Raw genomic sequence first — 26,603 nt, 5'->3', positions numbered from 1 at the left:
GGGCCGCAGCCGTCCTCCAAGCGAGGCATTCGTCGGCAAACTAGCCGGCGGTCGCATTCTCGGCATGGCGGGCCTCCGTGGCGGCAATCACTCGCTGACGTGCCAGCCGACGGGCTTGTTTGAGCTTGGCGTCGGCCAGCAGGAGGGGCGCGAACCAGATCCAGCCCCACACGCTGTAGGAGACGGTCCCGCTCAGCACCAGCGCCTTGTTCGTGGCGAGGACCAACACGAAAGTGGCAACGTAGGCGACCACCCGATAGCGGACCATGAGCCAAAGCGGGGCTCGCCAGGGGCCGGCCGGCAATTCGAGCGCGGCAGCCACCTCGGCGGCGCGTAGATCCTCTGAAGGCGCGGGTGCCCGGACGCCCTGCCCCAGGGCTTCGGCGACATCGATGCCGTGGGATACGGCCGGCGATCGGCGACCGGCCGGCGACCTCTCAGGCTTCCGGTCCGCCCGACCTCTCGGTGGCGGCGGTGGCGGCCGTGGCGGAGTCCTCGGTGTAGTAGGCCCGGAGGAGTTCCCGCTCGGCGTCCCCGTGCGGGAACTTGAAGAAGACCAGCAGCGCACCCAGGGCGATCGCGGCCAGGCCGACGGTGTACGCCCAGTCGTCGCCGTGGAGGAACGACTGGCGTGCTGCCGCGACGATCTGGTCGGCGTACTCGGGGTGCTGCTGGGCGACCTGCCCGGCGGAGGCGAACGACTTCGTCAGCTCGCTCTGGACCTGGTCCGACACCTTCTTGCTCTCGGGGGAAGCGGCGATCGCCGCACTGAAGGCCGAGGCGTAGCCGGCGATGAGGAGCACGCCCATGAAGGACTGCATGATGGCCCCGCCGAGGTCCCGTTGCAGGTCCGCCGTGCCCGAGGCCATGCCGGCCCGTCGTACGGGCACCGATCCGGTCAGCGAGTGCGATGCGGGCGTCCCGGCGAGGCCGGCGCCGATGCCGATGAAGACGTAGGCGAGGCCGATCTGCCAGTAGCTGCTGTGCTCGCCCCAGAACAGCAGCATCCAGGCGAAGGCGAGGAAGAGGAACGCGTAGCCGATCAGCAGGGTGATGCGGGCGCCTCGGGTCTCGACCAGTTTCGCGGACCGCGGTGCCACGAGCACCATCATCACGACGAGGGGGAGGATGGCGGCGCCCGCTTCGACGGCGTTGTACTCCAGCACGTTCTGCAGGTACTGCATGCTGATGAACGCCGACCCCATCATGGAACCGAACACGATGATTCCCGCGCATGCGGCAACCCAGAACGTGCGCCGGCCGGCGATGTGGAGGTCGTACAGCGGGTTGGGCGCCCGACGCTGACGCCAGAAGAACGCCGCCCCGGCGGTGAGGGCGACCACGATGAGGCCGACGGCCACTGCCCCCTGGTTGGGGACGACGGCGAAGTTGATCCCGAGCACCAGTCCCGCGATCAGGAGGACGGACAGGACGCCGCCGAGGTTGTCCACCGGTTCGGTCGACTCATTGGCGTGCGCGGGGACGAACAGCAGGGCCATGACCAGCGCGGCCCCGGCGAGGGGCAGCGTGACGAGGAAGACCGACCCCCAGTAGAAGTGTTGGAGCAGCGCGCCCGCGATCACCGGACCGAGCATGGAGATGCCGCCGCCCAGGGCCGACCACAGCGCGATCGACTTCGTCCGCGCGGGCCCCGCCCACAGGGCCGTGATCAGCGCCAGGGTGGTCGGGTAGGCCATGCCGGCCGAGAGCCCGCCGAGGATCCGGGCCAACACGAGGACCGTGTCGTTCGGCGCGTACCCGGCGAGCAGGCAGGCGGGAATGGACAGACCGATGCCGAGGAGCAGCATCAGCTTGCGCCCGTGGCGGTCGCCGACCGCACCCAGATAGAGCACCGACGCGGCCAGGCCGAGGGAGTACCCCACGGCGACCATGTTCAGTGCGGTCTGGGATGAGTCGAAGGCCTTCCCGATCGCGGGCAGCGCCACGTTGGCCACCGACAGGTTCAAGTTGGCCACCGCGGCGACGGTGATCAGTGATGCCAGAACGAGCGGCGCCCGCGCCGGGGCCTCACGCGGAACGTCGATGCCAGGCGCGCCACTTTTCGACATGGAACCTCCGGGGCGAAGTTGGGCTTCGCGAGAGTCTTGCCTGATCGACGGTGCCTCACATCGCCCCATTGGGATGACACGCCCACCGTCGCTGAGCCGGCTTCATTCACGAGGGCGGGAGGTGTTTGTCGACGAGTGCGGGAGGCACTCCGATGGCGGGCAAAGACCTCTCGTTCCTGTGCCGACCCGCATGGCGGGCATCCCGTCACCCTCCAGGATCATCACCGGGCCACGGGGACGCCTTGCCACCCGACACCGTAACCAGCCACCAACGGCCCAAACCGCCGGAGCCGCAGGAGCCGCAACGGACACCTCGGCTCCGCCGGCAGCGTGACGTACAGCGCCGTCTCGGCCCGATGGGTCAGCGTTCGCTCGCGCGCGGAGAGTGCCGGGGCCCAGGGAGGCAAGGGGGTCGTCCATCGCCGGAGGGGACGGACCACCACGAGGGCGAGGATCGCCCGCACCGTTGCGCCACCGGGACGCGGTCGTAGTGGGTAGTAGGTAGTGGGTTGCGGCATACGGCCAGTCCCCCCGGGCGGAACCCGCGCCCCCGTCGGCGCTCCGGTGGCGCAACGCGTATCGGGGCCACGACCGGGGGCTTCGCTCCCCCACCCAGAACCCTTCCGGCGGGCTTCGGGCGGTTCAATCGATCCAGGTCCTCCACCGCGTCGGCTCCTCGCACACCCCCGACTCGACAGCCTGCCGATACGCCTCCTTCCAACTGGTCCCCCCTCCAAGCAGCAATGTGCACCCCTGAGGAGCTGGCTGGAGCCCGTACCAGCAGGCAGATATGACAAAGATCGTCACGAACGCGGCGAAGGGATGCCTCCACGACGGAGGCCCCGCAAGAGGCTGGATCATCCCAAGACCCTAAGCACTGCCCCGAACACACCGCTCAAGGGGTGCGCCGGTTCGCCCTCCTCGCCACCGCGAACACGGCCGCAGCCGACGAACCCCCTACCGCGGGAAGCCTGCGCTCGTCGTTGGAGGGATCACCCGGGCAACTCCTGGAGGATGTGCGCCTTGACCTGGTCGTAGACCGTTCGGTCGGTGCGTAGTCCGCTGTGGTCGAGGCAGGTCGTGGTGTGGTTGGCGGCTCCGTCGAGGGCGACGCTGGTCGCGGGGTTGATGACGATGTCGCAGGGGGAGCCCCAGGTGGCGTAGCGGGGGGCGCCGGGGGTCTCGTCACCGGAGTTGAGGTCGTTCAGGAAGTTGGATCCCGGTCGCATCTCGACGCAGGCGGCGCCGCCGCACCAGTGTGCGGTCCCGGTGCCGTGGTTGGGTCCGGCAAGGGAGACCCACGCGTCGACCTTGGAGGTGCCGCCGAGGTTCTTGAGGTAGTGGCGGGAGGACAGGGCTCCCATCGAGTGGGTGACGACGTCGACCTTGGTGGCGCCGGTGGCGTGCAGGACGCGTTCGATCTCCCCGGCGAGCTGTTGCGCCGTGGTGGCGTTGGACTGGCTGGTGTTGTAGGTCCACTGGTCGACGTGTCCGGCCGGCCATCCATCGGCCCGGAAGCGGTCGGCCATGGTCTGCCAGGTGGAGCCGTCGGAGTTCCAGCCGTGGACGAAGACGACCGGGTCGGGGCCGGCGGCCCGCTGCCGGCTCTCGGCCGCGAACGCGGAGGTGGGGAGGAGGGGCATGAGCGCGAGGAGGAGCGTGGAGATGCTCCGCGACGGATTCCTGATCACGCGCGGTTTCTAACGTGCCGCCGGCAGGGATGACTGAACCTACGGGCGCGATCACCCGCTCGGGGGCAAGGATTCACCGCAGAAACGTAACGGCTCACCGGGCCCCCGGCCCCCGGGCCACCCGTGACGGACCTGGCCGTCGCGACACGCGCCGCATCGTGCTCGCCACCCGGCGGCGGCAGGTGGATACCCGTCGGGACTCCCCACCCCACCCCCCGGCCCGGCCCTGTCCTGTCCGCGACGCACGACCCACCCGGTCAATGCCGGTCCCGCGCTGCGCCGACCACCCGCGTCTCCGTCGATAAGACCGGTATCAGCAGATATGTTCCCGGTGTAGTCGGCCGTTGAGATATCCGGCCGTGGTATCCGTCCGGGAAGAGGTCACCGTGTACTACAGCAGCGGGAACTACGAGGCGTTCGCCCGCCCCCGCAAGCCCGAGGGGGTGGAGGGGAAGACGGCGTGGTTCGTCGGCTCCGGACTCGCCTCGCTCGCGGGCGCGGCGTTCCTGATCCGCGACGGGCAGATGTCCGGCCACCGGATCACGGTCCTGGAACGGCTCAAACTCGCCGGTGGCGCCCTGGACGGCATCAAGGAGCCGGAGAAGGGGTTCGTCATCCGTGGGGGCCGGGAGCTGGAGGACCACATGGAATGCCTGTGGGACCTCTTCCGGTCGGTCCCCTCGATCGAGGTCGAGGGCGCCTCGGTGCTGGACGAGTTCTTCTGGCTGAACAAGGACGACCCCAACTCCTCCCTCCAGCGGGTCACCGAGCGCCAGGGCCGGGACGCGCGCACCGACGGCCGGTTCTCCCTGAGCGAGCGCGCGCAGAAGGACATCCTCAAGGCCTTCCTCGCCACCCGGGAGGACATGGAGGGCAAGCGCATCGACGAGGTGTTCGGCCGGGAGTTCCTGGACAGCACCTTCTGGCTGTACTGGCGAACGATGTTCGCGTTCGAGGAGTGGCACAGCGCGCTGGAGATGAAGCTCTACCTGCACCGCTTCGTCCACCACGTGGGCGGGCTTCCCGACCTGTCCGCGTTGAAGTTCACCAAGTACAACCAGTACGAGTCCCTGGTGCTGCCGTTGACCCGGTGGTTGGTGGACCAGGGCGTGACCTTTCGGTTCGACACCGAGGTCACCGACATCGACTTCGACATCACGGCGGGGCGCAAGCAGGCGACGCGTATCCACTGGACGTCCGGGGGTGAGGCGGGCGGTGTCGACCTGGGCGAGGACGACCTCGTCCTGACCACGATCGGGTCACTGACCGAGAACTCGGACGACGGCGACCACCACACCGCGGCCCGGCTGTTGGACGGCCCCGCCCCGGCCTGGGATCTGTGGCGGCGGATCGCACAGCGCGATCCGGCCTTCGGCCGCCCCGAGGTGTTCTGCGGCAACATCCCCGAGAGCAAGTGGGAATCGGCCACCGTCACCACCCTCGACCCTCGCATCCCCCGGCTGATCGAGAAGATCACCCGGCGCGACCCCTTCAGCGGGAAGGTCGTCACCGGCGGCATCGTGACGGTACGGGACTCCAGCTGGCTCCTGAGCTGGACGGTCAACCGGCAGCCGCACTTCAAGCAGCAGCCCGCGGACCAGATCGTCGTCTGGCTGTACGGACTGTTCACCGAGCGCCCCGGCGACCACGTGAAGAAGCCCATGCAGGACTGCACCGGGCAGGAGATCACCCAGGAGTGGCTCTACCACCTCGGCGTGCCCATCGACGAGATCGACGAGCTCGCGGCGTCCGGCGCCCGCTGCGTTCCGGTGATGATGCCGTACGTCACCTCGTTCTTCCTGCCCCGCCGGGCCGGCGACCGCCCCGCCGTGGTCCCCGAGGGGGCTGTCAACTTCGCGTTCATCGGGCAGTTCGCCGAGACCACCCGGGACACGATCTTCACCACCGAGTACTCGGTCCGCACCGGCATGGAAGCCGCCTACCGGCTCCTCGGAATCGAACGCGGCGTCCCGGAGGTCTTCGGCTCCACCTACGACGTGCGCACCCTGCTGGACGCCGCCCTCCACCTCCGCGACGGCAAGCCCCTCGACCTGCCCGGCCCCGAGGCCGTACGCAGGCACCTCCTGGCCAAGCTGGACACGACCGAGATCGGCCGGCTGCTGACCGATTCCGGACTCCTTCCCGATACCCCGTAGCGCGGGCCTTGCGGCTGTCCGCCCGGTCGGATTCCGAGCGGACAGCGGCTTGATGGTGTCGGACGGCGTTCTTGGCTCGAAAGCGCTCTTCGAGGTGGGGTGGGAGGCCCTGGCGGGCAGACTGGCCATTAATGCACGGGGGGAACGAGCCTAGGAGCGTGCGGGGATGGGCATACGGGGGCGGCGCGTGGCGGTGGCCCGGTGACGGAATATCACATCAAATATCTACCGCTCGGGACTCTGCCCGAAGACGGTGTCCCCACCTGGTCCGTGACCCGGGACGGTGTCGCCTCCCGGTCCGTGTCCGGAGGCGGCATGGCCACCTGGGCCGTGGCCGACGCCGAACGGTGGCGGAAGGCGGCGGTCCCGACCGCTCTCGCCCCGACCGTGGGCGGTTGGGCCTTGGCCGTCCTGGTGGCGGCGGGGTACGTCCTGCTGTTCGCTCTCTCGTCCACGTCCGCGGCCTGGCACAGCGGGCCCGCGGACGGCACGGACTGGCGGAGGTATCCGGGGCTGATCCTGCTGACCGCCCTGCCCCTCTGGTACCGGTACGTTCCGGTCGCCGCGATACCGGCGGCCGTGTTCGTCGCCGGGGAAGCAGCTCTGACTTTGGCCCGGTCCGGCGACCTGGACCATCCGGCGAGGGCCGGGTGGCTGGTCATCCTCACCGCCGGGGCGGTCGCGTTCACAGGAAGCTGTCTGCGGCTGCGGGCCCGACGCCGGCAGCGGGCCCTGGCCCTCGCCGCCGCGGGAAGGCGCCGCTTCCCGCTGCCTCAAGGCACTCCGGAATCGGACGGCCACCGCGGACACCAGCAGATCTACACCGGGGTGGCGCTCTGCCTGGTCGCCGCGGCCATCCTCGCCGACGGCCTGTTCGGGGAACCGACCGCGTCCGGCGTCGCCTACGACGCCGTCGGGCACCAGGGCATCGGTCTGGTGCTCCTCGTGGCCGGTACGACCTCCTACGGCCGGGGCCAACTCGCCTACCGGGCGGCCCGGCGGATGCACGAGGAGCCACAACCGGCCCTGATCGTGGGCGTGCGAGCCGGAGCGGACGGGCGCCACTGGGTGTGCCCGGACGCCCGCACCCGCTCGGCGGCGCCCCTGATCGCGTACCTCCCCCGCAAGAACGACACCCGCGCCAGGACACGGCTGCTGGGCAGCGGCTCGGCTTACGGAGTGGGGAACGGGCACCACGACATCGATCCCACGCACGAGCCCTTCGAAGCGGTCCTTTACGGCACCCTCGTGGAGGGCGACGAAGTCGTCCTCGAATACGCCTGTGCCGAATACCACCGCCGGCAGGAGATGGGCCGGATGTACGCGACCGTGACCACGGTTCCGCTCCGTCCGGACCGCCGCCACGGTCTGGGCCCGTGGGAACCGGCGGACGGTCCTACCCGTCAGCGCGAGCGGCTCCGCGAGGAGCAGGAGAGGGCGGAGCGCCGGCGGGAGGCGGAGCGCGAGGCGGAGAACCGCCGCAGGAATCCACCGCGCGGCTCGTCGACCCGGGGGCGCGGGAGCGGCTCCGGCAACCGGCACACGGGGGGCGGCTGCGGCTCCGGTTGCGGGTCGAGCTGCGGGGGTGACTGAGCCTCCGGTAGCCGTCAGCATCCAGTATTTTCAGCGACCGGGCGTCGGCAGCGGGTTCCGGTTCCCACCCGGCACGGCACGGCTCAGTGCGCCCGGTCGAAGACGGCCGATTCCGGGTCGATCTGCGCGTTGCCCGCCGCCGAGCACGCTGCGGCCGTTCCGGAAGCGCGGCGGCGACCACCGCCCACCGGCCGCAGCCGCTCACGACGGTGCCGGTCCCCCTGACTGGTGGCTAGCCCTCGCCCAGCAGAGGGGCCAGCGGGTCCTCGGTGAGAGGGACCGGCGCGGCCACGGCCTCGTCGTAGGACGGGCGCGGGAAGACGTAGGGGCCCAGGGGCAGTTCGCCCCACTGCGGCCGGTGGGGTTGGTAGAAGCCGGACCAGGTGACCTCCCTCGCCGTGACGTGGACCCTGGCGAGCAGGGGCCAGCAGCCGTCGATCCCGCAGGAGCAGCCCAGGAGGAACAGGGCGCCGGTGTCGCGGTCGCGGAGGCGCGGTGCGGCGTCGCCCAGGAAATGGGCTCGGGCTCGGGCGCCGTCGTCGCCGTCGTCTTCGCCGTCGTCGTCCAGGTACAGCGGGGCGTGTTGGCGCAGCAGGAACTCGTCCCGCTCCTGCGGGGTGTCGTCGTCCTCGTCGAGCTCCCGGCCCCAGAGCGCACGGGTCGCCTCCGCGACCAGGACGCGCAGGTCGGTGCCTTCGATACGGATGCCCCAGGCCATGAGGTGCGGGTATCCGGGGTGGGGGTGCCGCAGGAACTCCACCCGGTGCTCAACGATCGGCAGACTCATACACCCCATCCTGCGGCGCCCACCCGACCGGATCCACCGAGTATCGCCGCGACGGGGGCACGGTTCGGCGGGGTTGCGGGATTCGCCCGTCCCCGGTGCCTCCGCGAACCACACAGGGGGTCGGGTACCGGATGTGTCCGTCATTCCGCCGGCGCCGCAAGAGAGGGGCTCCGGGCCAGATCGGCCACCGTCTGCGGCAAGGCCCGCGCCGGCGGCCACCCCGCGCCCGGGCATTCGCGCCGAGGTCGGGCGTCAAGGCATCGCCGAGGGCGCCCCGTCCTCCAGGTGGCGACAGGCCTCGCGGTGATGGGAACGCCGCTCGCGGGCCACGGGTGCCCATCAAGTCGCTGTACGTTGCCGAACCGGTCCGCCGGCTTGAGCACCAGGACCTTCGGCAGGGCGGGACACGGGCTCAGAGGGCCGCGGTCACGCGCCTCCGCAGGATCCCTCGTGAGCCTCGGGCTCCGGCGTCGTCACCCAGCCCACCCGCTCCTCGACCCGGTGGCCGAACCGCTCACCGACCTCCCCTGCGCGGTCGGTGTCCTCCACGACGTCGTGGAGTGCGGCCGCGACCAGCAGGTCCTCGTCGCCGATGCCCGCGCCCCGGGCGAGGATCTCCACCGGCTCCAGGAGACGCTCCACATACGGCTCACCGGCGGGCATCCACTGAACCCCATGCGCGTCTTCTGCGAACGCGACGGCCTCCCCGAGGCGCTGCGCCGAGCCTCCGGAGCGAGCACCGCCAACTGTCGGCGGGCGGTGTCCCGGTCGTGGCGGCGCGCCGAACACCCGATGGGTCAGGACGACTCTTGATCCGCGGCTTCCAGCTGTCTCCTGTATTCCGCCCACCGAGGCAGGGTCGACGGCAACTCGCCGGCCTTCGCCCAGCGGGTCTCGTACTCTCCGACGATGCGTCGACGCCGGATCTCGGTGGAGGCTTCCTTCCTGATCGACTTCATTTCCTCAGGAGATGCGCACTCCCTCTCATCGATGACGAAAGCCGCGAGCGTGAATCCGTCCGCAGTCCTTCTGCGGAACGTCGAGATCGCGACCGGCTTCGGGTCTGTCTCGTCCGTCACGGGTACCCCCTGCGAGTCTCTTCCTGATCCAACGCCGCCGCTTCTGCCCGCACGCGGTTGGAACGATGCCACATCCCGTCCCCCGGAAGATCGATCAGCTTCTCCCGGTCGGGCAACCGGCATTCGCCTGTCGGCCCGTCTTGCCGTCGGCCGGCTGCGTTCGACGCCCTCGGCTCGCGCCGGCTGCCGCCGGAACGCGGCGAAACCGCTGTAGGAGCAGGCGACGCCCCGCGACCTTGGCAAGCTCCAGGCCGTTCTCCGGCGCGAGGGTGCGGACGGTCCGCAAGGGCCGACGGTAGGGCCTTCCGCCGATGCTCGCGCTTCACCCGCGTGAGCCGTTCACCAAAAGCCTTGGAGGCCACACCTGGCCCGGTCACAGCCCGGGGATCCCGATTCGTCTCATGTGTAGTTCGGAGCGGACAAGTTCGAGGAGACGGCCGGTCCAGTTGCGGCCGCGGCCGGCGTTGTCACCCCAGAAGGCCGATTCGATGTCGTCGTAGATCACGGTGGCGTCGCCCGTCGCCAACAGGATCTCGGCCAGCTCGGGATGCTGGTCGTACTTGGCGCGGAGCAAACTGGTCATGACGGCGGCGCGGACGTGCTCCCAGCTCTCAAGGCGAGCTGTCGCAGCCGCGAGCTTGCGTGCTTCGGCAGCGGTGTCCGCTGCCGTGATCGCGCTGCGGGCATCGGGCTGAGTGACCGACAGGGCCCAGTAGGCGTGGGCGACGGAGGGGTAGACGACCTCTTCGACGGAGATGGGTGCGGGGTAGTCGTTGCGCAATCCGAGGTGGCCTGGATCGACCACCGGCTTGTTCGGATAGGAGTGACAGAGCTGGACCGCCGGGGCGTGCGGGGCCGCCGGGCCGTCGGCCGGGACGTGCGTGCCGCGCTCCGCACTCCAGCGGGCGCGCTCCTCGAAGTACGTGAGGGCCCTGTCGTAGCTCTCCTGTGAGACCGGCGGGTCATTCGCCAGGTAGGTCTGACCTCCGGGCCCTGCCACCAGGACCCGCAGCGGCCAGTCCTTTCTGTCCATGTCGCCCAGCGCGTAGCGGCGCCGCGAGGCTGGAATGGCCAGGAAGGCGGTGTGTGCCGCGGCCCGGTTCTCCTCTGTCCGATCTGCGAGGAAGGCATCGACGGCGGCCAGGCAACGGCCGGTCGAGTCGGGCCGCTGGTTCAACTGGTCTATGGTGTCGAGGACTTCGGCGAGCAACAGTTCAGGGGTGAGTCGGCTCCGCGGGTCGCTGAACTTCCAGCGCCCCAGATCGTGCGCGGCCGCTTCGGCACCGTCCGGGATGGTGGCGGCCACCCAGCCGGTCCGGAGCTTCTCCTCGAACTCCTCGATGGTGACCAGGCCCCAGCAGTCGATGAGTCCGTCGGCATAGATGAAGAGGTCGGTGAGGAAGTATCTGCCGTTGCGGATGAAGGCGTGCCGCCAGGTTCCGGGTATGCGGACGCCGTCCGCGGTGCGGTGGGTGATCCGTCTGCCGATCATCCCGTGATTGTGCCGCAGTGGCCGCCGAGTGGACCTCGTCCTTCCCTACGAGAGATCACCGAACGGCTCCGCGCCCATCGGGGCGGGTCCCACGGAGACACGCCACACGCCGCACGATGACGTCGGGGTGTGGGAGCGTACCCGTGCCCCGGGGCTCATGGCCGCGGCCCGGAACGCGCCGGTGCGCGACGTCCGAGGCCGGCACTGCCGTGCGGGCGAGCCCTCACCCGTCCAGCAACCCCAGAGCGCCCCGCTCCGGGCCGGCGCCCAGCGCGACGCGCCGCACGGAGTCCTTCGTGCGGCGCGTCGGGTCTCAGGTGGTGCGGCGACGTCGTCCGGTGCCGGCCACGAGGGCCGCACCCAGGGCGAGCGCCGTACCGGCGCCGCCCAGTGCCCAGCTGGTGGCCGCGTCGGTGCCGGTTTCCGCCAGTTGGCCGCCAGTACCGCCGGACGTACCGGACCCTGCGTTCGAACCGCTGCCCGCGCCGTCCACCGGCGTGCTACCGCCATCGGGCTTGGGGTCATTCCCACCGGGCTTGGGCTGGTGTCCGCCGTCGGGCTTCGGGGTGTTTCCGCCGGGACCGGGTGTGGCGTCCGAGTCGGCGGCCGTCACCTTCGAGGCGTGGCTGACTTCCTCGGAGTGCACCGACCCCTCGTCCCAACCGTTCTGCCCGCCGGTGTGCAGGGAAATGTCGTGCGGTGTCGTCTTGGCGTCGAACTTCAGCCGCAGCTTGAGGTCGAACACCTCGTTCTTCTCGATGTCGACGGTGGCGAGTTCATGCACCCACACTTCCTCGGATCCGTCGGAGACGACCGGGTGCCAGGCCCACGTGCCGGAGGCGTCCGGTGCGTACACCTCCAGCTTGATGTCACTCTGCCGGAAGGCTCCGTTCTTCACCCACAGGACGAGTTCGAGCTGGTAGTCGTCGATCGCCTCCTGGCCGGAGTTGTCGACGCGCATCGAAAACTCCCGCCAGTCACCTCCGGCCTTGAAACCGGCCTGGGGCAGGCCCGTCAACCCGATCTTCGGGCCGGTCGTGGCCGGCGTCTCCTCGCCATCGCCGCCCCCGGGCTTCGCGTCACCGACGCGGCTGTCGAAGTAGGTGCTGGGCGAGACGACCCGACCACTCTCATCCTTGCCGTCGCCGCTCACATACAGCTCGAACGGCGCGGCCGGGGTGCCGGCGACGAACCGGATCCGCACGTCGGCCGTGTAGTGGTCCCCGGGTGAGACACCACGGCTCGGGAGATTGATGTCGTAGTAGTTGCCCCCGCCGCCGGTCTGCGGGGTGACGGACTTCCAGGTTCCGTCCGCCTGGCGGACCTGCGCCTCGATGTGGCGTGCCTGGAAGAGGCTGTCGTACTGGGTCACTCCGACCGTCGCGACGAATTCGGTGACCGGCAGGCGGTCCCGGTTGTCGACGGTCACGGTCAGCTGAGTCCAGTCCCCGTCCGGCGTGAAACTGGCGGGGACGCCCGTCACGGAGACCTTGGGGCCGTCGTTGCGATAGCGCGGGCTGGCCACGGTCTTGTCCGCCGCCGCGGGGGGCGCCTGAGCGGCAGGCGATGTCGCGGGCGCGGTGCTCGCGTCCGAGTCGGCCTGAGGGGCCGTATCGGGAACGGTGACGGCAGGCCTTTCCTGGGCCATCGCGGGCCCGGCCAGCATCGTCGGTCCTACCACCGCGGCTGCGGCGACGGCAGCCATGCGCGTGAACTTCACTTGCTCTTCCCCCTGACTGACTTCCCGAGCGCGAACACGCCCGGTCTCCCCCGAAGACGTTCGAATCCGCTCAGGCTAAATGGTCCGGACAGCCCGTCGATCACTCAATGGATCACGAATCGGCGTCGGCTTCACGTGAGGGCTGGACAGGGGTGGTCGACTCGGCCACTTTCTTGATTTCGCGCCACTCGGGCAGCTTGAACCCGTCCTCCTCACCGCGGCACGCATGTCGGCCACCGCCATCAGTTTCGGGCGATTCCCTTGATAGAACTGCTTGATGAGTTCGAGCGACGATCGGATCACGCAGGTCGAGCAGCACTTCGGGTCCGGTTTCCGCAGGACTACCGGGACTTCCTGGGCACTACAAGCAGTCTGAGTAGGTTCGATCCTCCCGCTGAAGACTTCCTGGTGATCGACGGGCTGACCGAGCTCATCGACCTCGACGAGGCCGGAGGGTTCCAGGAGCGCTTCCCCGGCGTCGTCGTCATCGGTGGGGACGGAAGCCGCGAACTTCTTGTTTATGACTTTCGCCAGGACACCCCACCTCTGGCGGGTCTCGATGTCTCCGCGGAGAACTGGTCATCCGCCATTCACCAGGCACCGTCCCTCTCCGCCCCGCTGGAGCAGTTCCCCCGAACCGGATGGAAGGGGGACGAATCCGGTTCCCTGCCCCGCCTGGCCACCGCCCCTACGGGGATGAGTGTCGGGGCCGAGAAGTAGCAGCGGTTGAGCGGTGGGGCCCGGCCGGCCGAGTGGGGCGGGGTTCGATCCGTCGCTTCCACCGTGGAAGGCCGGCCGCCTCGTCGGGGTTGTTGGCCGTGTGCCGAGTAGCGACAGCCGGCACCGTGACCCACCCCGACGAGCCGAGGTCGGTGAGCACTCTCAGGGGGTCGGCAACTGTCCGGGAAGATCGGTGACTCCTCGGTCCACGATGGCGACCGAGGTCATCACCGTTCCGGCCTTACCCCAGGCGCTGTCCCTGAGTGCGACCTCGCGAGCTCCCAGCAGCCGCAGAGTCTGCTTGTCGAAGATCCACTCGGTTCGTTCGTGGTTGTGCTCGCGCGCCACCGCGACGCCCGGCCGGCCGGCCGCGTCCTTCGATTCGGGAACCAGGACGACACCGGGGATACGGGCAGCCGCACGGTAGAGAGCCGCACTCAGACCAGGCGGGGCCTCGAAGCCCCGCAACAGGTCGCCGATCGCGACGAACGCCTGCTGATCGGGCCCGGTGGTCGAACCGGAACCAGGTCCATGTTGGCTGCGCGTGTCTTCGTATATCAACTCCAGCAGCCGATCCGGGTCGGTGGGCAGCGTTTCGAGGAAGCGGTACGTGGGGTTGTTCAGGCTCGGTAGGCCCCCGTCGGGCGGGCGCGTCCCGGATCCTGTCGCGGTTCGCGTCGTCACGCCGGCCGATCCATCGACCGACAGCCAACGCTCGGCCGACTCATCGGTGGGGGAGGCTTCCATCCCCCCGCCGGGGACTTCGGACAGGGCAGTCGAGTGCCCGACCGTTTTCGTGTACATGAACTGGCCGTTGCGGACGGAGGGCCCGGGCGATGAGGCCGCCGCCAGAGCGAGCCGATCCAACAGTCTTACGGCCGCGGGCTCGGCAGGAGCGGCTTTGACCGTCTCACCAGGACCGGCCCCGTTCATGGTGAGGGCAACCGCCACGGCGCAGGCCGCTGCGGCCACTCCGATGGCAAGCAGCAGGGGACGCCTGACGCGTCGAGGGACGGCGACCAGGTCACCTCGTGCTACTTCACGCATCAGGTGCTCCTTGATCGGTTCGTGAGCGCCGAACGGCAGTTCCTCGTCGGAGAGCCCTGGGAAACGCTGGAGGAGTTCCTCACGAGTAGGCGATTCGATTCGTGCGTCATCAGCGGCGTTCACAGGTGTCCCTCCCGTGCGATCCGGGACACGGACACTTGCCCGGAAGTTGGATCCGCGGCCAGGGCGGCCGCGGTGAGTTCGCGAAGGCGGCTACGCGCCCGCGACAGCCGGGAGCGCACGGATGCCTCCGCGATGCCGCACGCACCGGCTATTTCGGCATGGCTCAGGCCCGACCAGACGGACAGGGCGATGACTTCGCGGTCGGAGCGTCGCAACCGGTCCAGGGCTGCCAGCGTGGCCACGGCCCTGGCCCTGTCCGTGATGCGGGACACCACCTCATCCGCCGGATCCGCGATCGGATCCGTGAGGGGTAGGCGGCTCATCGCCGCACTGTGTCGACGCGCGGCTCTGCGCGTGTTGCGCATGACATTCGTGGCGACCCCCAGCAGCCACGCACGATGGCTCGTCACGTTGTCGAGAGTTGCACGGAGCCTCCAGGCTTCGAGGAAGGTGAGGGAGACGATGTCTTCTGCCGCAGCGCGGTCGAAGGACATGCGGACGGCATGCGCGTACACCGCACGGGCGTGCGCGTCATAGATTTCCGCGAACAGTTGCTGGTCCACACTGGGTAATGTCCGCTCAAGGCAACTCGTTGCGTGTGACGCCGGTCACGCGCCATGGACTTGTTGTATCGGCAGGAGCCCTGCTGCCACTTGCGGTCACGCACCGGGGTCCTTGCCGCCACCGAAAGCAGCCGCGATCGCGACGGACCGGAGCGGGCCCGGTCGGGTCAGATCGGTCGGTGGGGGCCCAGGTCGAGGAGGACCGCCGCCAGTTGTTCCGCGGTGAGGGCCGGCGCGGGCAGGTCCGACGGGGGGCGCGGCGCGGCGCGCAAGCCGTCCAGGAAAAGGGCCAGTTGCCGGCGCCAGGCGTGCGGTGGCCCCGCGGCCGCCAGGGAGGGCACCGAGCGGCCGAGCGTGGCCAGGCTCAGGAGCATGTCCTCGACGGTGACGTCGGGGCGCATCGCGCCGTCACGCTGGGCGCGGTCCACGAGCAGGGCGATCGTCTCGTGGTTGTGGACGTGGACGGCGTCGAGGGAGGTCACCCCTTCGATCGGGGTCGTCATCAGGTCGTTCACGCCCCGGTCCGTCGCCAGAACGGTGAAGACCGCCTCCAGGTAGGCGCCCAGCCCCGCCCAGGGGTCGGCCGCGCCACGGGCCTCTTCCCCGGCGTCGACGGTGCCTTGGAGGGCGTCCCGGAACACCGCGTCGATCAGGGCGGCGCGGGTGGGGAAGTGCCGGTACAGGGTTGCGTTTCCGACGCCGGCCTGGCGGGCGATCTCGTCGAGGCGGGCGTCCAGGCCCTGGGCGGCGAAGGCCTTGCGTGCGGCGGCCAGCAGCAGCTCGCGGTTGCGCAGCGCGTCACGCCGTATCGGCGCCGGCCGTTCGGTGCCCGGGGTCACTGTCCACTCCTCGCGTCGTCGGTGCCCACTCGGGCGCCCTGCCGCCGGCGATCGTGGTCCGGTACGGATGCTATCGCCATCGGGGGCGGCGTCACGCGGGGAGCCTCCGCGACCAGCGCACCGGCAGGGTGGCGACGCCGCTGAGCATGGCGCTCCGGCGGTGCACGAGGGAGTCGGGTTCGGTGGCCGGAGCGAGGTCCGGGAGCCGCCGCAGCAGGGTCGCCACGGCGATCCGGCCTTCGAGGCGGGCGAGCGGCGCCCCCAGGCAGTGGTGGATGCCGTGGCCGAACGCGACGTGTCCCCGGGTGGCGCGACGGATGTCGAAGCGGTCGGGGTCGGTGAAGTGCTCGGCATCCCGGGAGGCCGCGGCCAGGGAGAGCATCACGCTGTCGCCGGCCGGGATCGGGACGCCCGCGATCTCCAGGGGTTCCGCGGCGTACCGGAAGGCGGCTGCGGTGACCGGCCCGTTGTGGCGGAGCATCTCCTCGACGGCGCCGTCGAGGAGGCCGGGGTCCGCCCGCAGCGCGGCGAGCTGGTCGGGGTGGCTCAGCAGGTTCAGGACACCGCCCGAGATGAGGTTGACCGTGGTCTCGTGCCCGGCGACCAGCAGCAGGAAGGCCATCCCGAGCAGTTCCTCGGCGCTCAGCCCGTCCGGTTCGGTGGAGGCCCCGACGAGGGCGCTCATCAGGTCCGGCCCGGGATCACCGGCCTTGGTGGCGATGAGCGCGGCGAAGTACGCGCTCATCTCCCCGGCGGCGGCGCCCGCCGCGGCGGGTGAGGAGGGTGCGACGAGCTCGGTCGACCAGGTGTGGAAGAGGTGCTGGTCCTCGACGGGGACTCCGAGCAGCTCGCAGATGACGGTGAGCGGCAGCGGCAGTGCGTAGTGGGCGACCAGGTCGACGGTCCCGGCCGGCGGGAGGGCGTCGAGGAGGCCGTCGGCGATCTGCTGCACGCGTGGTCGCATCGCCTCGATCCGCCCGGCGGTGAACTCGCGTGCGACCAGGGCGCGCAGGCGGGTGTGATGGGGGGCGTCGGTCTGCAGCATGTTCAGCCCGATGGCGTTGCCGCCGTCGCTCCCCCATGTCGCGGAGTGCCGTATGTCGTTGCTCAGCCGGGGGTCCGTGAGGGCGGCGCGCACCTCGTCGCGGCCGAGGACGAGCCAGGCGTCGCCGCTCCCGGGGGCGTGGACGCGGTGCACGGGGCCGTTCTCGCGCAGTGCGGCGTGGACGGGGTGCGGGTCGGTGTTGAAGTCGAGTCGTGTGCAGGTGAGTTCACCGGGTGTCGGGGCAGCAGGCATGGCGTTCCTCTGGTTGTCGGTGGGGCGCGAAGCGGGCATGGGTTCGTGTCCTGATGGGTGACGGGGGCGGGCTCCGTGAAGATCCACCATGGAGCCCGCCGTGGACCGGGATCCGTCCCCGGCCCGGATCGGGAGCCGGGTCAGGCGGGCGTCGATTCAGGCGGGCGTCGATTCAGGCGGGCGTCGATTCAGGCGGGCGTCGGGAAGCCGGCCCGGGTTGCGGCGCCTTCGGCCTGTACGAGCCGCCGCCGGGTGCCGCCGCGCTCCATGAGGTGGAGCTTGTAGCCTCCCGGCCTGTCGGCCTCGTCGGCGAGGTGCTTGACGACCCCCGTGCAGACGACCTCCTTGAGCTTCGCCCCGAGACGGCCGCCGACCTTGAACCAGATCGCGGTGTCGAACCGGTCCGCGAACTGGAAGACGCCGGCGCCCCGACCGAGGCTGATGCACTGGGCGCCGAAGGGCTGGTTGAACACGGCGGGCGGTTCGCCCCCGATCAGGCTGAGGACGGTGTCGGCCGCCCGGGCCCCCATCGGCATGGCGGCCTGGCAGCTCATCCGCACCGGCAGGCCCGACGGCGCCGCCGAGTCACCGGCCGCGACGATACGGCCGTCGTCCACGCTGATCAGCGTCTCGTCGGTGAGCAGACGGCCTTCGGGGTCGGTGCTCAGCCCGCTGCGTACGGCCAGGTCCGGGACGGCGAAGCCCGCGGTCCACACGGTCACCCCGCTCGGTATCTCGCGACCGTCGGCGAGCGACACGGCGGCCCGGGTCACGGCTGTCACCTTCGTTCCGGGGCCTTCGAGCACGCTCACCCCGAGCTTCGAGAGTCGGCGGGCGACCGAGCGCCGCCCTCGGGGGTGCAGGTACGGTCCGAGGGGCCCGCCGCAGACCAGCGTGACGGCGCGGCCCTCCTCGGCCAGTTCGGCGGCGGTCTCGATGCCGCTCGGGCCGGCGCCGACCACCGTCACGGCGGCCGTCGCCGGCGCGGCCTCCAGGGCCGGCCGCAGTACGGCCGCCTCTTCGAGGGTGGCGAGCGGGTGGGCGAACTCCGCGGCTCCGGGCACCGTCAGGTCGGCGCTGCCACTGCCGACCGCGTAGACCAGGTAGTCGTATGCCAGTGTGCCGCCGCCCGCGAGGACGAGACCTCGGTCGGCGGCGTCGATCCAGGTGACGGTGTCCACGACCAGCCGTACGCGTTCGGCCAGCAGGTCCTCGTACGCGACGACCGCGGTGTCCGTCCCGCCGACCAGCTGGTGCAGCCGGATCCGGTGGACGAACGTGGGGCGGGGATTGACGAGGGTGACCCTCACATCGCCGCGCCGGGTGAGGCGGTTGGCGGCCATGACGCCCGCGTAACCGCCACCGATCACTACGACGTCGGCGTTGCTGTTCATGATCACACTCCGGTTCGAAGGGTGCGGCGGAAGGGGCCGCGTGGGTCGGTGCTCATGGGGTGGTGGTTGCTCATGGGGTGGGTGGGCGGTGACCGGTCCGGAGCGGAGGCCGTTCCGCTCCGTACGCGTCCGGTGCGTCACGGGGTCCACACCGCGCGGACGGTTTCCGCGCAGGAGGCCGCCTGGGCGCGGCCGGCCCGGGCGGCGGCCGTACGACGGGTCTGGTCGAGCATGTTGCGGCCGAAGGCCCTGCGGGCCGCGCGGTCGGGGGTGAGGACCGCCACCAGCGCCCCGTCCGCGGCGAGTTCGGCTCCCTGGGAGGTGGCGCTCGGATGGGGACCGACGGCTTCGGGGATCGGGGTGATGGCGACGACGCGGCGGGCGCCGCGGGCGAGGTGCACGTTGGCCGTCGAACGGCTGCCTCCGTCCATCCATCGGCCGCCGGCCACCGATACGGGCGGCCAGACCACCGGTACCGCGCAGCTCGCCGCCACGGCGTCGGGCAGAGCGACGCCCGAGGCGGAGTCGAACGTCGCCAAGTCGCCGCTGCGGGCGTCGACGGCGGTCAGCCGCAGGTCGGCGCCGGGCCAGTCGCGTACGCCGGCCAGGAGAACGGCGACCGCGTCGTGCACGGCCGACTCGGGGACGGTACGGGAGGCCAGGGCGGCCCGCCCGAGGCGCCGGGCGGACCGCTGCGGATCACGCGAGCCGAGTGCGGCCCACAGGAAACGGGCCGTCTGGCTCAGCGTGACGGTGACGTCGAGCTTCGGGGCTCCGTCGATTTCCTCCCGGTACATCGCCTCGGCCCGGACGCCGGAGGCGAGTCGCGCACCGATCACGGAGCCGGCGGAGGTCCCGATCGTCACGTCGGCGCCGGAGAGGTCGAGGCCCTCCTCGGCGAGCCCGGCCAGCATTCCGACCGTCCAGGCGAGCCCGACCGCTCCCCCGCCACCGAGCACCAGAGCCGTGTTCGTCATGATCCCCCACCCCCACACCCTAAACGGGGAGTAGTCCCCGTTTCGCTGATGGACGGGACAGTAGCACGGAAAATGGGGACCAGTCCCCGTTTTGGCGCGGAGGGCATCCAGCGCGACGAGGACGGGCGGATCCTCAACGCCGGCAGCCAGAACGACGGCGGGGACCATGAGGACGACCACGAGCGGAGGCCGTCGGGCGACGTGGCTGTCGTAGGGGTGCGTAGGACTGGTCCGACCGGAGCGAGCGGGTGGCGACCGAGCCGGTCGTGGTGTTCGCGAGGGCGTAGGTGACGACGGTGCTCGCACTCATGTCATGCGTACGGTCGGCCGTCCGGACTCCGGTGGCACCGCTCTTCCCGCCTCGGACGCAAGGCGTCGGCGCACGCACGAACCCCCCTGGTGCGCCGGGATTCCGACGGGCCAGGGGGGTTCGTACGGTGCGCCGGGCGTCGGTGCCACGGCGCACCGTAAGAACTGTGGGCGCAGGGTCAGGTGTTCAGGAGGCGCAGGGCCGCGGGTGCGTAGCGTTCTCCCGACACCTCGGTTGCCGGGAGCGCCTGCTCAAGGTCGTGCAGTTGGGCCGCGGTGAGGTGCAGGTCTGCGGCGCCGGCGTTCTCCTCCAGGTAGGTGATGCGCCGGGTGCCGGGGATCGGAACGATCTGCGGGCCTCGGGAGAGCAGCCAGGCGAGGGCCAGCTGGACCGGGGTGCAGCCGATGTCGCCCGCGAGGGCGCGGACCCGCTCCACGAGGGCCAGGTTGCGGGTGAGGTTCTCTCCCTGGAAGCGGGGGTCGTTGCGGCGGTAGTCGTCCGGATCCAGTTGGCTGAGGGAGGTGAGGGCCCCGGTGAGGAAGCCCCGGCCGACGGGCGAGTAGGGCACGAGGCCGATGCCGAGTTCGGCGGCCGTGGGGGCGATGTCGCTCTCCACGTCCCGTTCCCACAGGGAGTATTCGGTTTGCAGGGCCGTGATGGGATGGGTGGCGTGGGCACGGCGCAGGGTGTCGGAGTTGACCTCGGACAGGCCCAGGTGCCGGACCTTTCCGGCGGTGACGAGCTCCGCCATGGCTCCGACGGTCTCCTCGATCGGGGTGTCGGGATCGCGACGGTGCAGGTAGTAGAGGTCGATGCTCTCCACGCCCAGCCGGGCCAGGGACGCGTCACACGCCTGCCGGGCGTGGGCGGGGCTGGAGTCGATCACGGCGCCGCCGGCCGTGCCGCCGGGTCCGACGCCGCGGATGCCGAACTTGGTGGCCACCACCGCTTCGTCGCGACGGCCCTTGAGGGCGCGGCCGAGGAGTTCTTCGTTGCGGCCGGCGGCGTAGGCGTCGGCGGTGTCGAAGAACGTCACGCCGGTGTCCAGGGCACGGCGGATGGTGGCGATGGACTCCCTTTCGTCACTGGTCCCGTAGTAGGCGGACATGCCCATGCAGCCGAGGCCGATCGCCGAGACCCGGAGTCCCGGGGTACCGAGGGTGCGGTGTTCCATGTGGTGCTTCTCCCGTGGTGTGTGGGCCTGCTGGTACGGCGCGGCGTACGGTCAGGCGTTCGTGAGGGTGGGGGACGGAGCGGGCTCGCGGGTGCGGGTGCCGCGGGCGGAGAGCAGCAGGGTCAGCAGGGCACAGGCGGTCAGCGCGGCGGCGACGGCGGTCACGGCGCGCGGTCCGGCGGCGGAGTCCACGAGCAGTCCGCCCGCGAGGGATCCCACGGCGATGGCGCCGTTGAAGGCGGCCACGTAGAGCGACGAGGCGGCGTCGGACTCTTCCTTCGCCAGTTGCAGCACCCAGGTCTGCAGGCCGACGGGCAGGGCCGCGAAGGCCAGGCCCCACAGGACGAGCAGGGTGATCGCCGCGGGCCGGGAATCGCCGAAGGCCCACAGAAGGGCGAGCGAGACCGTCATCAGGACGAGAGCGCCCGTCAGGGTGCCGTGCACCGAGCGGCCGACGACGGCGCCCGCGACGAAGTTACCCGCGAACCCGGCGGCTCCGAAGACCAGGAGCAGTACGCCGACCATGCCTTCGCTGATTCCCGTGATCTGCTCCAGGTAGGGGGCGATGAAGGTGAAGGCGAGGAAGTGGCCGATCATCACCAGTGCGGTGACCGCGACGGCGACGCGTAACCGGCCGTTGCGCAGGACGCGCGGCAGGGCGGCGAGGCTTCCGCTGCCCTGCGCGGGCAGGTTGGGCAGCAGGAGCAACACCGCGACGAGGACGACGAAGCCGATCGCGGCGACGGCGGCGAACGCGGTGTGCCAGCCGGACCGCTGACCGATCATGGTGCCCAGCGGGACGCCGAGCACCGAGGCCAGCGAGATCCCGCCGAGGACGAGCGCGGTGGCCCGAACGGCGTGCCGCTCGGGGACCAGGCGGACCGCGATGGCCGCGGCGATCGACCAGAAGACGCCGTGCGCGAGTGCCACCAGCACCCTGGCGGACAGCAGGGCGGCGTACGAGGAGGCGACGGTGGCCAGCAGGTTGCCGGCGACGTACATCACGAGCAGCCCGGCCAGCAGCCATTTGCGGTCCATGCGCCCGCACAGGGTGGTCAGCGGTGCCGCGGTGATCGCGGCGACGGCGGCGAAGCCGGTGACGAGGAAGCCGGCGGTACCGACGGAGACGTCCACGCCCGCGCCGATCGACGGCAGCAGTCCGATGGGGAGCGTCTCGGTGGTGACGAAGGAGAACGTGCCCAGGGAGAGGGCGATCACGGCCAGCCAGGCCCGCACCGGTGAGGTGCCGGGGCCGGGTGCGGCGGCGGGGCGTCGCCTGTCCGGGATGAGGGTGGAGGAGGTTCGTGTCATGGCTACCGGTCTCCGTGGATGGGGGCGGGGGCGGTCGTGCCGCCGGTGCGGGTGGGGATGGGGGCGGGGGTGGGGGTGTCCGACTGAGCGGCGGGGCTCCAACCGTGGGGGCAGGGGCCGGCGTCGAGGATGTCGCGTCCCATCGACCAGTGGGCGATGGCGCATCCGGGTACCGCGCACAGCACGTCGGACAGGGGGGCGGAGCGGAACGCGGAGGCCGGGCCGGTGGCGAGTCGGTTCATCGGGCCACGCTCCCGACGAGCTGCGCGGAGTGGGGCACGGCCGGGTGTCGGGGCGGCGTGGCGTCCCAGCGGACCAGGGCCGTGCCGACCCCCATTCCGCCGCCGAAGCCGGCCAACAGCACCAGATCGCCGTCCCGTAGCGCGCCGGACCGGTTGGCGTGGTCGAGTGCGAGCGGTATGGAGGCGGCACCGGTGTTGCCGTGCAGGTCGACCGGTAGGTGGGCCTGGGCGTTGGGCAGACCGAGATGGGGGATGACCTCGCCGACCATCACGCCGTTGGCCTGATGGGGTACGAAGTGCTTGACCTCGGCCGGGTCGACGCCGTGGGCGGCCAGCACTCCTTGGACGGCCGCCGGCAGGCGCTCGTTGACGAAGTCGCGGACCTCCCGCCCCCGCATCCTGAAGAAGTGCTGCCCGTCGGCCAGCGTGCCCGCGGAGGCGGGGTGGCGGCTGCCGCCGGCCTGGACCCCGATCAGGTCGTGGAGGCTGCCGTCGGTGCTGGTGCCGGTCCCGACGATGCCGAACCCGGGGCGGGCCGGGCCGAGCACGACGGCTCCCGCGCCGTCCCCGAACAGCACCGCGGTCTTGCGGTCGCTGTGGTCCAGGATCCGCGAGTAGACGTCCGCGCCCACGACCAGCGCGTACTTGGCGTCGGTGTGCTCGCCGATGCCCGCCAGCAGCTGCGCCCCGGTCTGCAGGGCGAAGACGAAGCCGGCGCAGACGGCGTTGATGTCGAAGGCGGCCGCCCGGGTCGCACCGATCTGGTTCTGTACCAGGCAGGCGGTTGCCGGCTGTGGGTAGTCGGGGGTGGAGGTCGCCACGATCACCCAGGCGACGTCGCGCGCGCTGATCCCGGCGTCTTCCATGGCGGCCCGCGCGGCGGCGGTGGCCAGGTCGGAGGTCGCCTCGTGGGGCGCGGCGCGATGACGTTCCCGGATGCCGGTCTTGCGCACGATCCACTCGGCGGTCACTCCGGCCAGTTCCGCGACCACGGAGTTGGGCACGATCTCGCTCGGGAGGTACGAGCCGGATCCGATGATGCCGACGGCGGTCGTGGCGGGTGAGTACACGGTCATCGCTGGTGCTCCAGAGGAGTGGGGGAAGGCCGGGCATCTAGCAGGGCGCGCAGGGCGGGGTCGTCGCCGACCACGACCGGGTGACCGACGCAGTCGAGCATCTCCAGGTCGGACGGGTGATCGCCGTACGCGTAGCAGTCGCGCGGGTCGATGTGCGGGCGGTCGGCGAGGAAGCGACGTACGGCGGCCGCCTTGTGCCGGCCGATCATCGGGGTCTCGATGAGGCCCGTGTAGGTGCCGGCGGTCCCCGGGCCGGCCGCGTCCGTCTCGACGAGGGGCCGGCTGCACAGCAGGTGCGCGGCGCCGACGGCGCGGGCGACGGGGTCCAGGCAGGCGGGGAACGACCCCGAAACCAGGACGAGTTCGGCACCCGCCCCGCGGTGAGCGCGCAGCGCGTCCCGGGTCGAGTCGATGAACAGGCCTTCCGCGGCACGGTCGGCGAACCAGCGCTCGCCCCAGGCGGCGATGGTGGCCTCGGACTCGCCGGCGTACGCGGCGTAGTAGGCGCGGTTGATCAGCTCGCGCGGTGTGCCGGCCGCGGCGGCCTGCTGGAAGCCGGCCAGGAGCCGGTCGTGTTCGGCGGTCCCCGCGGCCCCGTGCCGGCCGGTCAGGTGGTAGTTGAGGAAGTCGAACATGCTCTTGCAGTGGATGAGCGTCTCGTCCACGTCGGCGAAGACGAGGTAGGGACGAGCGGTCATGGTGGGGTCCCTCCTTCGGATGCGGGTGGGTGATCGGGATGCGGTTCCGGGGCCGGGGGTGGGGGTGGGGGCGAGGCCTCGGCGCCCGGTTGTGGCCCGTTGGCGTCCGGCCGGGAGGCCCGCTCGCGGCGTTGTCGTCGGCCTATCGCGTCCGGAAGACGTCGCGCGCCGCGTTCAGGCCGTTCACCGCCGCCGGGACTCCGGCGTACACGGCCATCTGCAGAACGGTCTCGACGGCGTCCTGCCGCGTGCCGCCGGCGTCGAGGATCTCGTGTACGTGCGCCATGAGCTGCGGTCGCCGCGTGCCGAGGGCCGTACAGGCGGCGACGGACACGATCGCGCGGGTGCGCGGATCGAGGCCGCCGCGCGGAGCGGCGGGATCCGGGTCGCCGAAGGCGTTCCCGATGAGGAAGTCGGCGAGGGCCGGGTCGATGGCGCGCACGGAGGCGAGGACCTGCTCGCCGGCACCGCCGGGGCCGTCGTGGCTGCCGGCACCGACGTGGCTGGTGAGGCTGGTAGGGCTGGTGGGGCCGTCGTGGGCTTTCGCCCCCGGCCCGTCTTCGGAACGGCCGATGGTCCGGGCGCTCCCGGCCTCGGCCGCGAAGACGGTCCTGACGACGCCCAGTGCCTCCAGCGTCGCGGGAAATCCGGCGTGGTCACTCAGGTGCAGGACCGTTTCGACGATGTCACGGCGGCCGCAGCCGACGTTGCGCGCCCCACGGACGTGGAACTCCAGTTGCGGGGCGGCGTTGCCCAGTGCGGTCAGCGCGGCGACGGTGACGAGCTGGCGGGTCGGCAGTTCCAGGCCCGGCCGGGAACAGACGTCACCGAACGCGAAGCCGACGATCAGCTCACCGAAGCCGGGGGCGATGTCCTGGAAACCGTCGAGGATGCCGGGGCGCTCGGTGGCTTCGATCCGGCGCAGTGTCCGTAGCCCCCGCTCCATCCGGTCGTGATCGTCGGCGAAGTCGTCGGACTCGACGGAGGGGGCGGAGGAGGCGGAATGTGCGCTCATGACGGAAGTTCTTCCTGGTACGGGACGGGTGGCTGGGTGGGTGGGGCCGGGCATCGCGCCCGGCCCCCGGACCGGCGAGGGCGACGTCAGACGGTGGAGGGCCTGCTGAGCCGGCTGAGCCGGGCGAAGTCGGGGTCCGACCCGACCGCGCCGCCCTCGGACCAGCGGTCGCGCGGCACTTCCCGGATGTAGACCGTGATCCGGTCGCGGGGTGCTCCCGTGACCCGGTGGACGGTCTCCGTGAGCTCTTCCATCAGCTCGTGGCACTTCTCGTCGTTGTCACTGGGCCATGTCGTTACGGAGATGATCGGCATGTGGTTCCTCTCGTCAGCCGGTGGTCGTGAATTCCTCGAAGCTGGGTCCTTGCAGCTTCAGCTGGGCGTGGATGTCCCCGCCCAGGCCGAACTGGCCGATCGCTCCGCCGTAGTTCTGCTGGTAGCTCATCCAGAGCACGATGACGTTCACGATGCGGTTGCCGCCGGTGCCGGGTGCCGGGAAGGGATCGGGGAGGGACGCCCGGTAGCGGCCCTTGCCGTCCTGGTCGGTGACGAAGGCGTTGGGTACGCCGAGCGGTCCGGGCCGGGTCGGCCCCGCCGGGTCCAGGTCGCGTGCCCGTAGCGACATCACCGTGTACAGGCTGTTGGGGAGCATCCCGGCGAACTCGAAGCTGAATTCCGCGGACTTCGCGTCGCCGGCCAGCCGCACCTCCAGCTCACCGCGCGCCCGCCCCCATGTGCCGAGCGTCACCGGTTCCGTCACCTTCGGCCCGTCCTGAGCCCGCAGGTCAGGCACGTCGACCTGGTGGAACGGATAGCTCGGGCGCACCACCTCCGACGCCTTCGGGAACTGCTCCGGGGCGAAGACCATCGGGTAGTTGCTGCAGGGCAGTGGCAGCGGCAGCGTGTACAGCACGATCTCGTTGTCGGCCGGACTGAACTGGCCGGGATGATCGGGCAGGTCACGGACGATGCGGTACGGTTCGTTGCCGCCGAACGGCGGCAGCGGGCTCTCGGCGGAAACGATGGCGCATCCCCAGCCGTTCGACACGCCGCCCGCGCCGTCGTCCCGGTTGATGCGGCCGATCACGACGAAGTCGCCGTTCGCGTCCATCACTTCACTGGGCGGGTAGGTCGGCCCCTGAGTGGTGAGACTCAGCTGGTAGGTGCGCGACGGTCCCATCCGCTTCTCCTTTCCTTCGCATGGTCTTCTTCTTGCGTCCTGCCGGTGACG

26 protein-coding genes are annotated in these 26,603 nt (G+C 71.0%); 3 read left to right on the top strand and 23 right to left on the bottom strand.

Annotated elements, in window-relative coordinates; genetic code table 11:
• Window positions 1–40: 40 nt before the first annotated feature.
• The 3 genes from NOD94_RS05400 to NOD94_RS05390 all read right to left on the bottom strand — a co-directional run bounded on the left by NOD94_RS05400 (window position 41) and on the right by NOD94_RS05390 (window position 3,760).
• Window positions 41–322: a hypothetical protein gene (locus NOD94_RS05400; protein ID WP_281204543.1), complete on the bottom strand. Its 282-nt coding sequence runs from the start codon at window positions 320–322 to the stop codon at window positions 41–43.
• Between the two features lie 115 nt (window positions 323–437).
• Complete coding sequence (locus tag NOD94_RS05395; RefSeq protein ID WP_281204542.1) at window positions 438–1,976, bottom strand: MFS transporter; 1,539 nt, start codon at window positions 1,974–1,976, stop codon at window positions 438–440.
• Between the two features lie 1,085 nt (window positions 1,977–3,061).
• Window positions 3,062–3,760: a triacylglycerol lipase gene (locus NOD94_RS05390; RefSeq protein ID WP_281204541.1), complete on the bottom strand. Its 699-nt coding sequence runs from the start codon at window positions 3,758–3,760 to the stop codon at window positions 3,062–3,064.
• 359 nt (window positions 3,761–4,119) lie between these two features.
• Here NOD94_RS05390 and NOD94_RS05385 point away from each other — a divergent pair, with 359 nt between their 5' ends.
• Window positions 4,120–5,916 carry an oleate hydratase gene (locus NOD94_RS05385; RefSeq protein ID WP_281204540.1) on the top strand — a complete coding sequence of 599 codons (1,797 nt, stop codon included), beginning with the start codon at window positions 4,120–4,122 and terminating at the stop codon, window positions 5,914–5,916.
• A 315-nt stretch (window positions 5,917–6,231) separates the two neighbouring features.
• On the top strand, window positions 6,232–7,509 hold the full coding sequence (locus tag NOD94_RS05380; RefSeq protein ID WP_281204539.1) for a hypothetical protein: 1,278 nt from the start codon (window positions 6,232–6,234) through the stop codon (window positions 7,507–7,509).
• A 232-nt stretch (window positions 7,510–7,741) separates the two neighbouring features.
• On the opposite strand, the gene NOD94_RS05375 is transcribed toward NOD94_RS05380, so the two are convergent.
• From NOD94_RS05375 to NOD94_RS05350, 6 genes are all read right to left on the bottom strand, one after another.
• A complete protein-coding gene (locus tag NOD94_RS05375) occupies window positions 7,742–8,296 on the bottom strand; it encodes a hypothetical protein (RefSeq protein WP_281204538.1) in 555 nt (184 codons plus the stop codon).
• Between the two features lie 426 nt (window positions 8,297–8,722).
• The gene (locus tag NOD94_RS05370; protein ID WP_281204537.1) at window positions 8,723–8,959 is read right to left on the bottom strand and encodes an HD domain-containing protein; all 237 of its coding nucleotides are present in this window, start codon (window positions 8,957–8,959) and stop codon (window positions 8,723–8,725) included.
• 134 nt (window positions 8,960–9,093) lie between these two features.
• Window positions 9,094–9,375, bottom strand: coding sequence for a hypothetical protein (locus NOD94_RS05365; protein ID WP_281204536.1), 282 nt, complete (start codon window positions 9,373–9,375; stop codon window positions 9,094–9,096).
• Window positions 9,376–9,748: 373 nt separating this feature from the next.
• Window positions 9,749–10,867: an NADAR family protein gene (locus tag NOD94_RS05360; protein WP_281204535.1), complete on the bottom strand. Its 1,119-nt coding sequence runs from the start codon at window positions 10,865–10,867 to the stop codon at window positions 9,749–9,751.
• Between the two features lie 313 nt (window positions 10,868–11,180).
• Window positions 11,181–12,587: a hypothetical protein gene (locus NOD94_RS05355; RefSeq protein ID WP_281204533.1), complete on the bottom strand. Its 1,407-nt coding sequence runs from the start codon at window positions 12,585–12,587 to the stop codon at window positions 11,181–11,183.
• 112 nt (window positions 12,588–12,699) lie between these two features.
• Window positions 12,700–12,906, bottom strand: a complete 207-nt coding sequence (locus tag NOD94_RS05350) for a hypothetical protein (RefSeq protein WP_281204532.1) — start codon at window positions 12,904–12,906, stop codon at window positions 12,700–12,702.
• An 89-nt stretch (window positions 12,907–12,995) separates the two neighbouring features.
• Between NOD94_RS05350 and NOD94_RS05345 the strand changes: the two genes are divergently transcribed.
• Complete coding sequence (locus NOD94_RS05345) at window positions 12,996–13,307, top strand: hypothetical protein (protein ID WP_281204531.1); 312 nt, start codon at window positions 12,996–12,998, stop codon at window positions 13,305–13,307.
• 162 nt (window positions 13,308–13,469) lie between these two features.
• Here NOD94_RS05345 and NOD94_RS05340 read toward each other — a convergent pair whose 3' ends face one another.
• From NOD94_RS05340 to NOD94_RS05275, 14 genes are all read right to left on the bottom strand, one after another.
• Window positions 13,470–14,477, bottom strand: a complete 1,008-nt coding sequence (locus NOD94_RS05340) for a CU044_5270 family protein (RefSeq protein WP_281204530.1) — start codon at window positions 14,475–14,477, stop codon at window positions 13,470–13,472.
• Window positions 14,474–15,040: an RNA polymerase sigma factor gene (locus NOD94_RS05335; protein WP_281204529.1), complete on the bottom strand. Its 567-nt coding sequence runs from the start codon at window positions 15,038–15,040 to the stop codon at window positions 14,474–14,476. The genes NOD94_RS05340 and NOD94_RS05335 overlap by 4 nt, the downstream gene beginning before the upstream one ends.
• A 167-nt stretch (window positions 15,041–15,207) precedes the next feature.
• A complete protein-coding gene (locus NOD94_RS05330) occupies window positions 15,208–15,879 on the bottom strand; it encodes a TetR/AcrR family transcriptional regulator (protein ID WP_281204528.1) in 672 nt (223 codons plus the stop codon).
• A 91-nt stretch (window positions 15,880–15,970) separates the two neighbouring features.
• Window positions 15,971–17,176, bottom strand: a complete 1,206-nt coding sequence (locus NOD94_RS05325; protein ID WP_281204527.1) for a cytochrome P450 — start codon at window positions 17,174–17,176, stop codon at window positions 15,971–15,973.
• A gap of 188 nt (window positions 17,177–17,364) precedes the next feature.
• A complete protein-coding gene (locus NOD94_RS05320; RefSeq protein ID WP_281204526.1) occupies window positions 17,365–18,570 on the bottom strand; it encodes an FAD-dependent oxidoreductase in 1,206 nt (401 codons plus the stop codon).
• Window positions 18,571–18,707: 137 nt separating this feature from the next.
• Window positions 18,708–19,547 (bottom strand): patatin-like phospholipase family protein, encoded by an 840-nt coding sequence (locus NOD94_RS05315; RefSeq protein ID WP_281204524.1) that lies wholly within the window; start codon window positions 19,545–19,547, stop codon window positions 18,708–18,710.
• A 488-nt stretch (window positions 19,548–20,035) separates the two neighbouring features.
• Window positions 20,036–21,031 carry an aldo/keto reductase gene (locus NOD94_RS05310; RefSeq protein WP_281204523.1) on the bottom strand — a complete coding sequence of 332 codons (996 nt, stop codon included), beginning with the start codon at window positions 21,029–21,031 and terminating at the stop codon, window positions 20,036–20,038.
• Between the two features lie 51 nt (window positions 21,032–21,082).
• Entirely contained in the window at window positions 21,083–22,342 is a 1,260-nt protein-coding gene (locus tag NOD94_RS05305; protein ID WP_281204522.1) for an MFS transporter, read from the bottom strand.
• Window positions 22,343–22,344: 2 nt separating this feature from the next.
• Complete coding sequence (locus tag NOD94_RS05300; RefSeq protein WP_281204521.1) at window positions 22,345–22,584, bottom strand: hypothetical protein; 240 nt, start codon at window positions 22,582–22,584, stop codon at window positions 22,345–22,347.
• Complete coding sequence (locus NOD94_RS05295) at window positions 22,581–23,660, bottom strand: beta-ketoacyl-ACP synthase 3 (RefSeq protein WP_281204519.1); 1,080 nt, start codon at window positions 23,658–23,660, stop codon at window positions 22,581–22,583. Before NOD94_RS05295 ends, NOD94_RS05300 begins: the two co-directional genes overlap by 4 nt.
• Window positions 23,657–24,358, bottom strand: coding sequence for an HAD-IB family hydrolase (locus tag NOD94_RS05290; RefSeq protein WP_281204518.1), 702 nt, complete (start codon window positions 24,356–24,358; stop codon window positions 23,657–23,659). Before NOD94_RS05290 ends, NOD94_RS05295 begins: the two co-directional genes overlap by 4 nt.
• 142 nt (window positions 24,359–24,500) lie before the next feature.
• On the bottom strand, window positions 24,501–25,373 hold the full coding sequence (locus NOD94_RS05285; RefSeq protein ID WP_281204517.1) for a carboxymuconolactone decarboxylase family protein: 873 nt from the start codon (window positions 25,371–25,373) through the stop codon (window positions 24,501–24,503).
• 86 nt (window positions 25,374–25,459) lie between these two features.
• Window positions 25,460–25,687 carry a tautomerase family protein gene (locus tag NOD94_RS05280; RefSeq protein WP_281204516.1) on the bottom strand — a complete coding sequence of 76 codons (228 nt, stop codon included), beginning with the start codon at window positions 25,685–25,687 and terminating at the stop codon, window positions 25,460–25,462.
• A 13-nt stretch (window positions 25,688–25,700) separates the two neighbouring features.
• Entirely contained in the window at window positions 25,701–26,552 is an 852-nt protein-coding gene (locus NOD94_RS05275) for a hypothetical protein (RefSeq protein ID WP_281204515.1), read from the bottom strand.
• Between the last annotated feature and the right edge of the window lie 51 nt (window positions 26,553–26,603).

Origin of the sequence: Streptomyces sp. Isolate_45 (assembly GCF_024721315.2) — a bacterium.
Taxonomy (GTDB): Bacteria; Actinomycetota; Actinomycetes; order Streptomycetales; family Streptomycetaceae; genus Streptomyces.
Note: the sequence above shows the minus strand (reverse complement) of the source record. Positions and strands in the feature narration are given on the sequence as shown.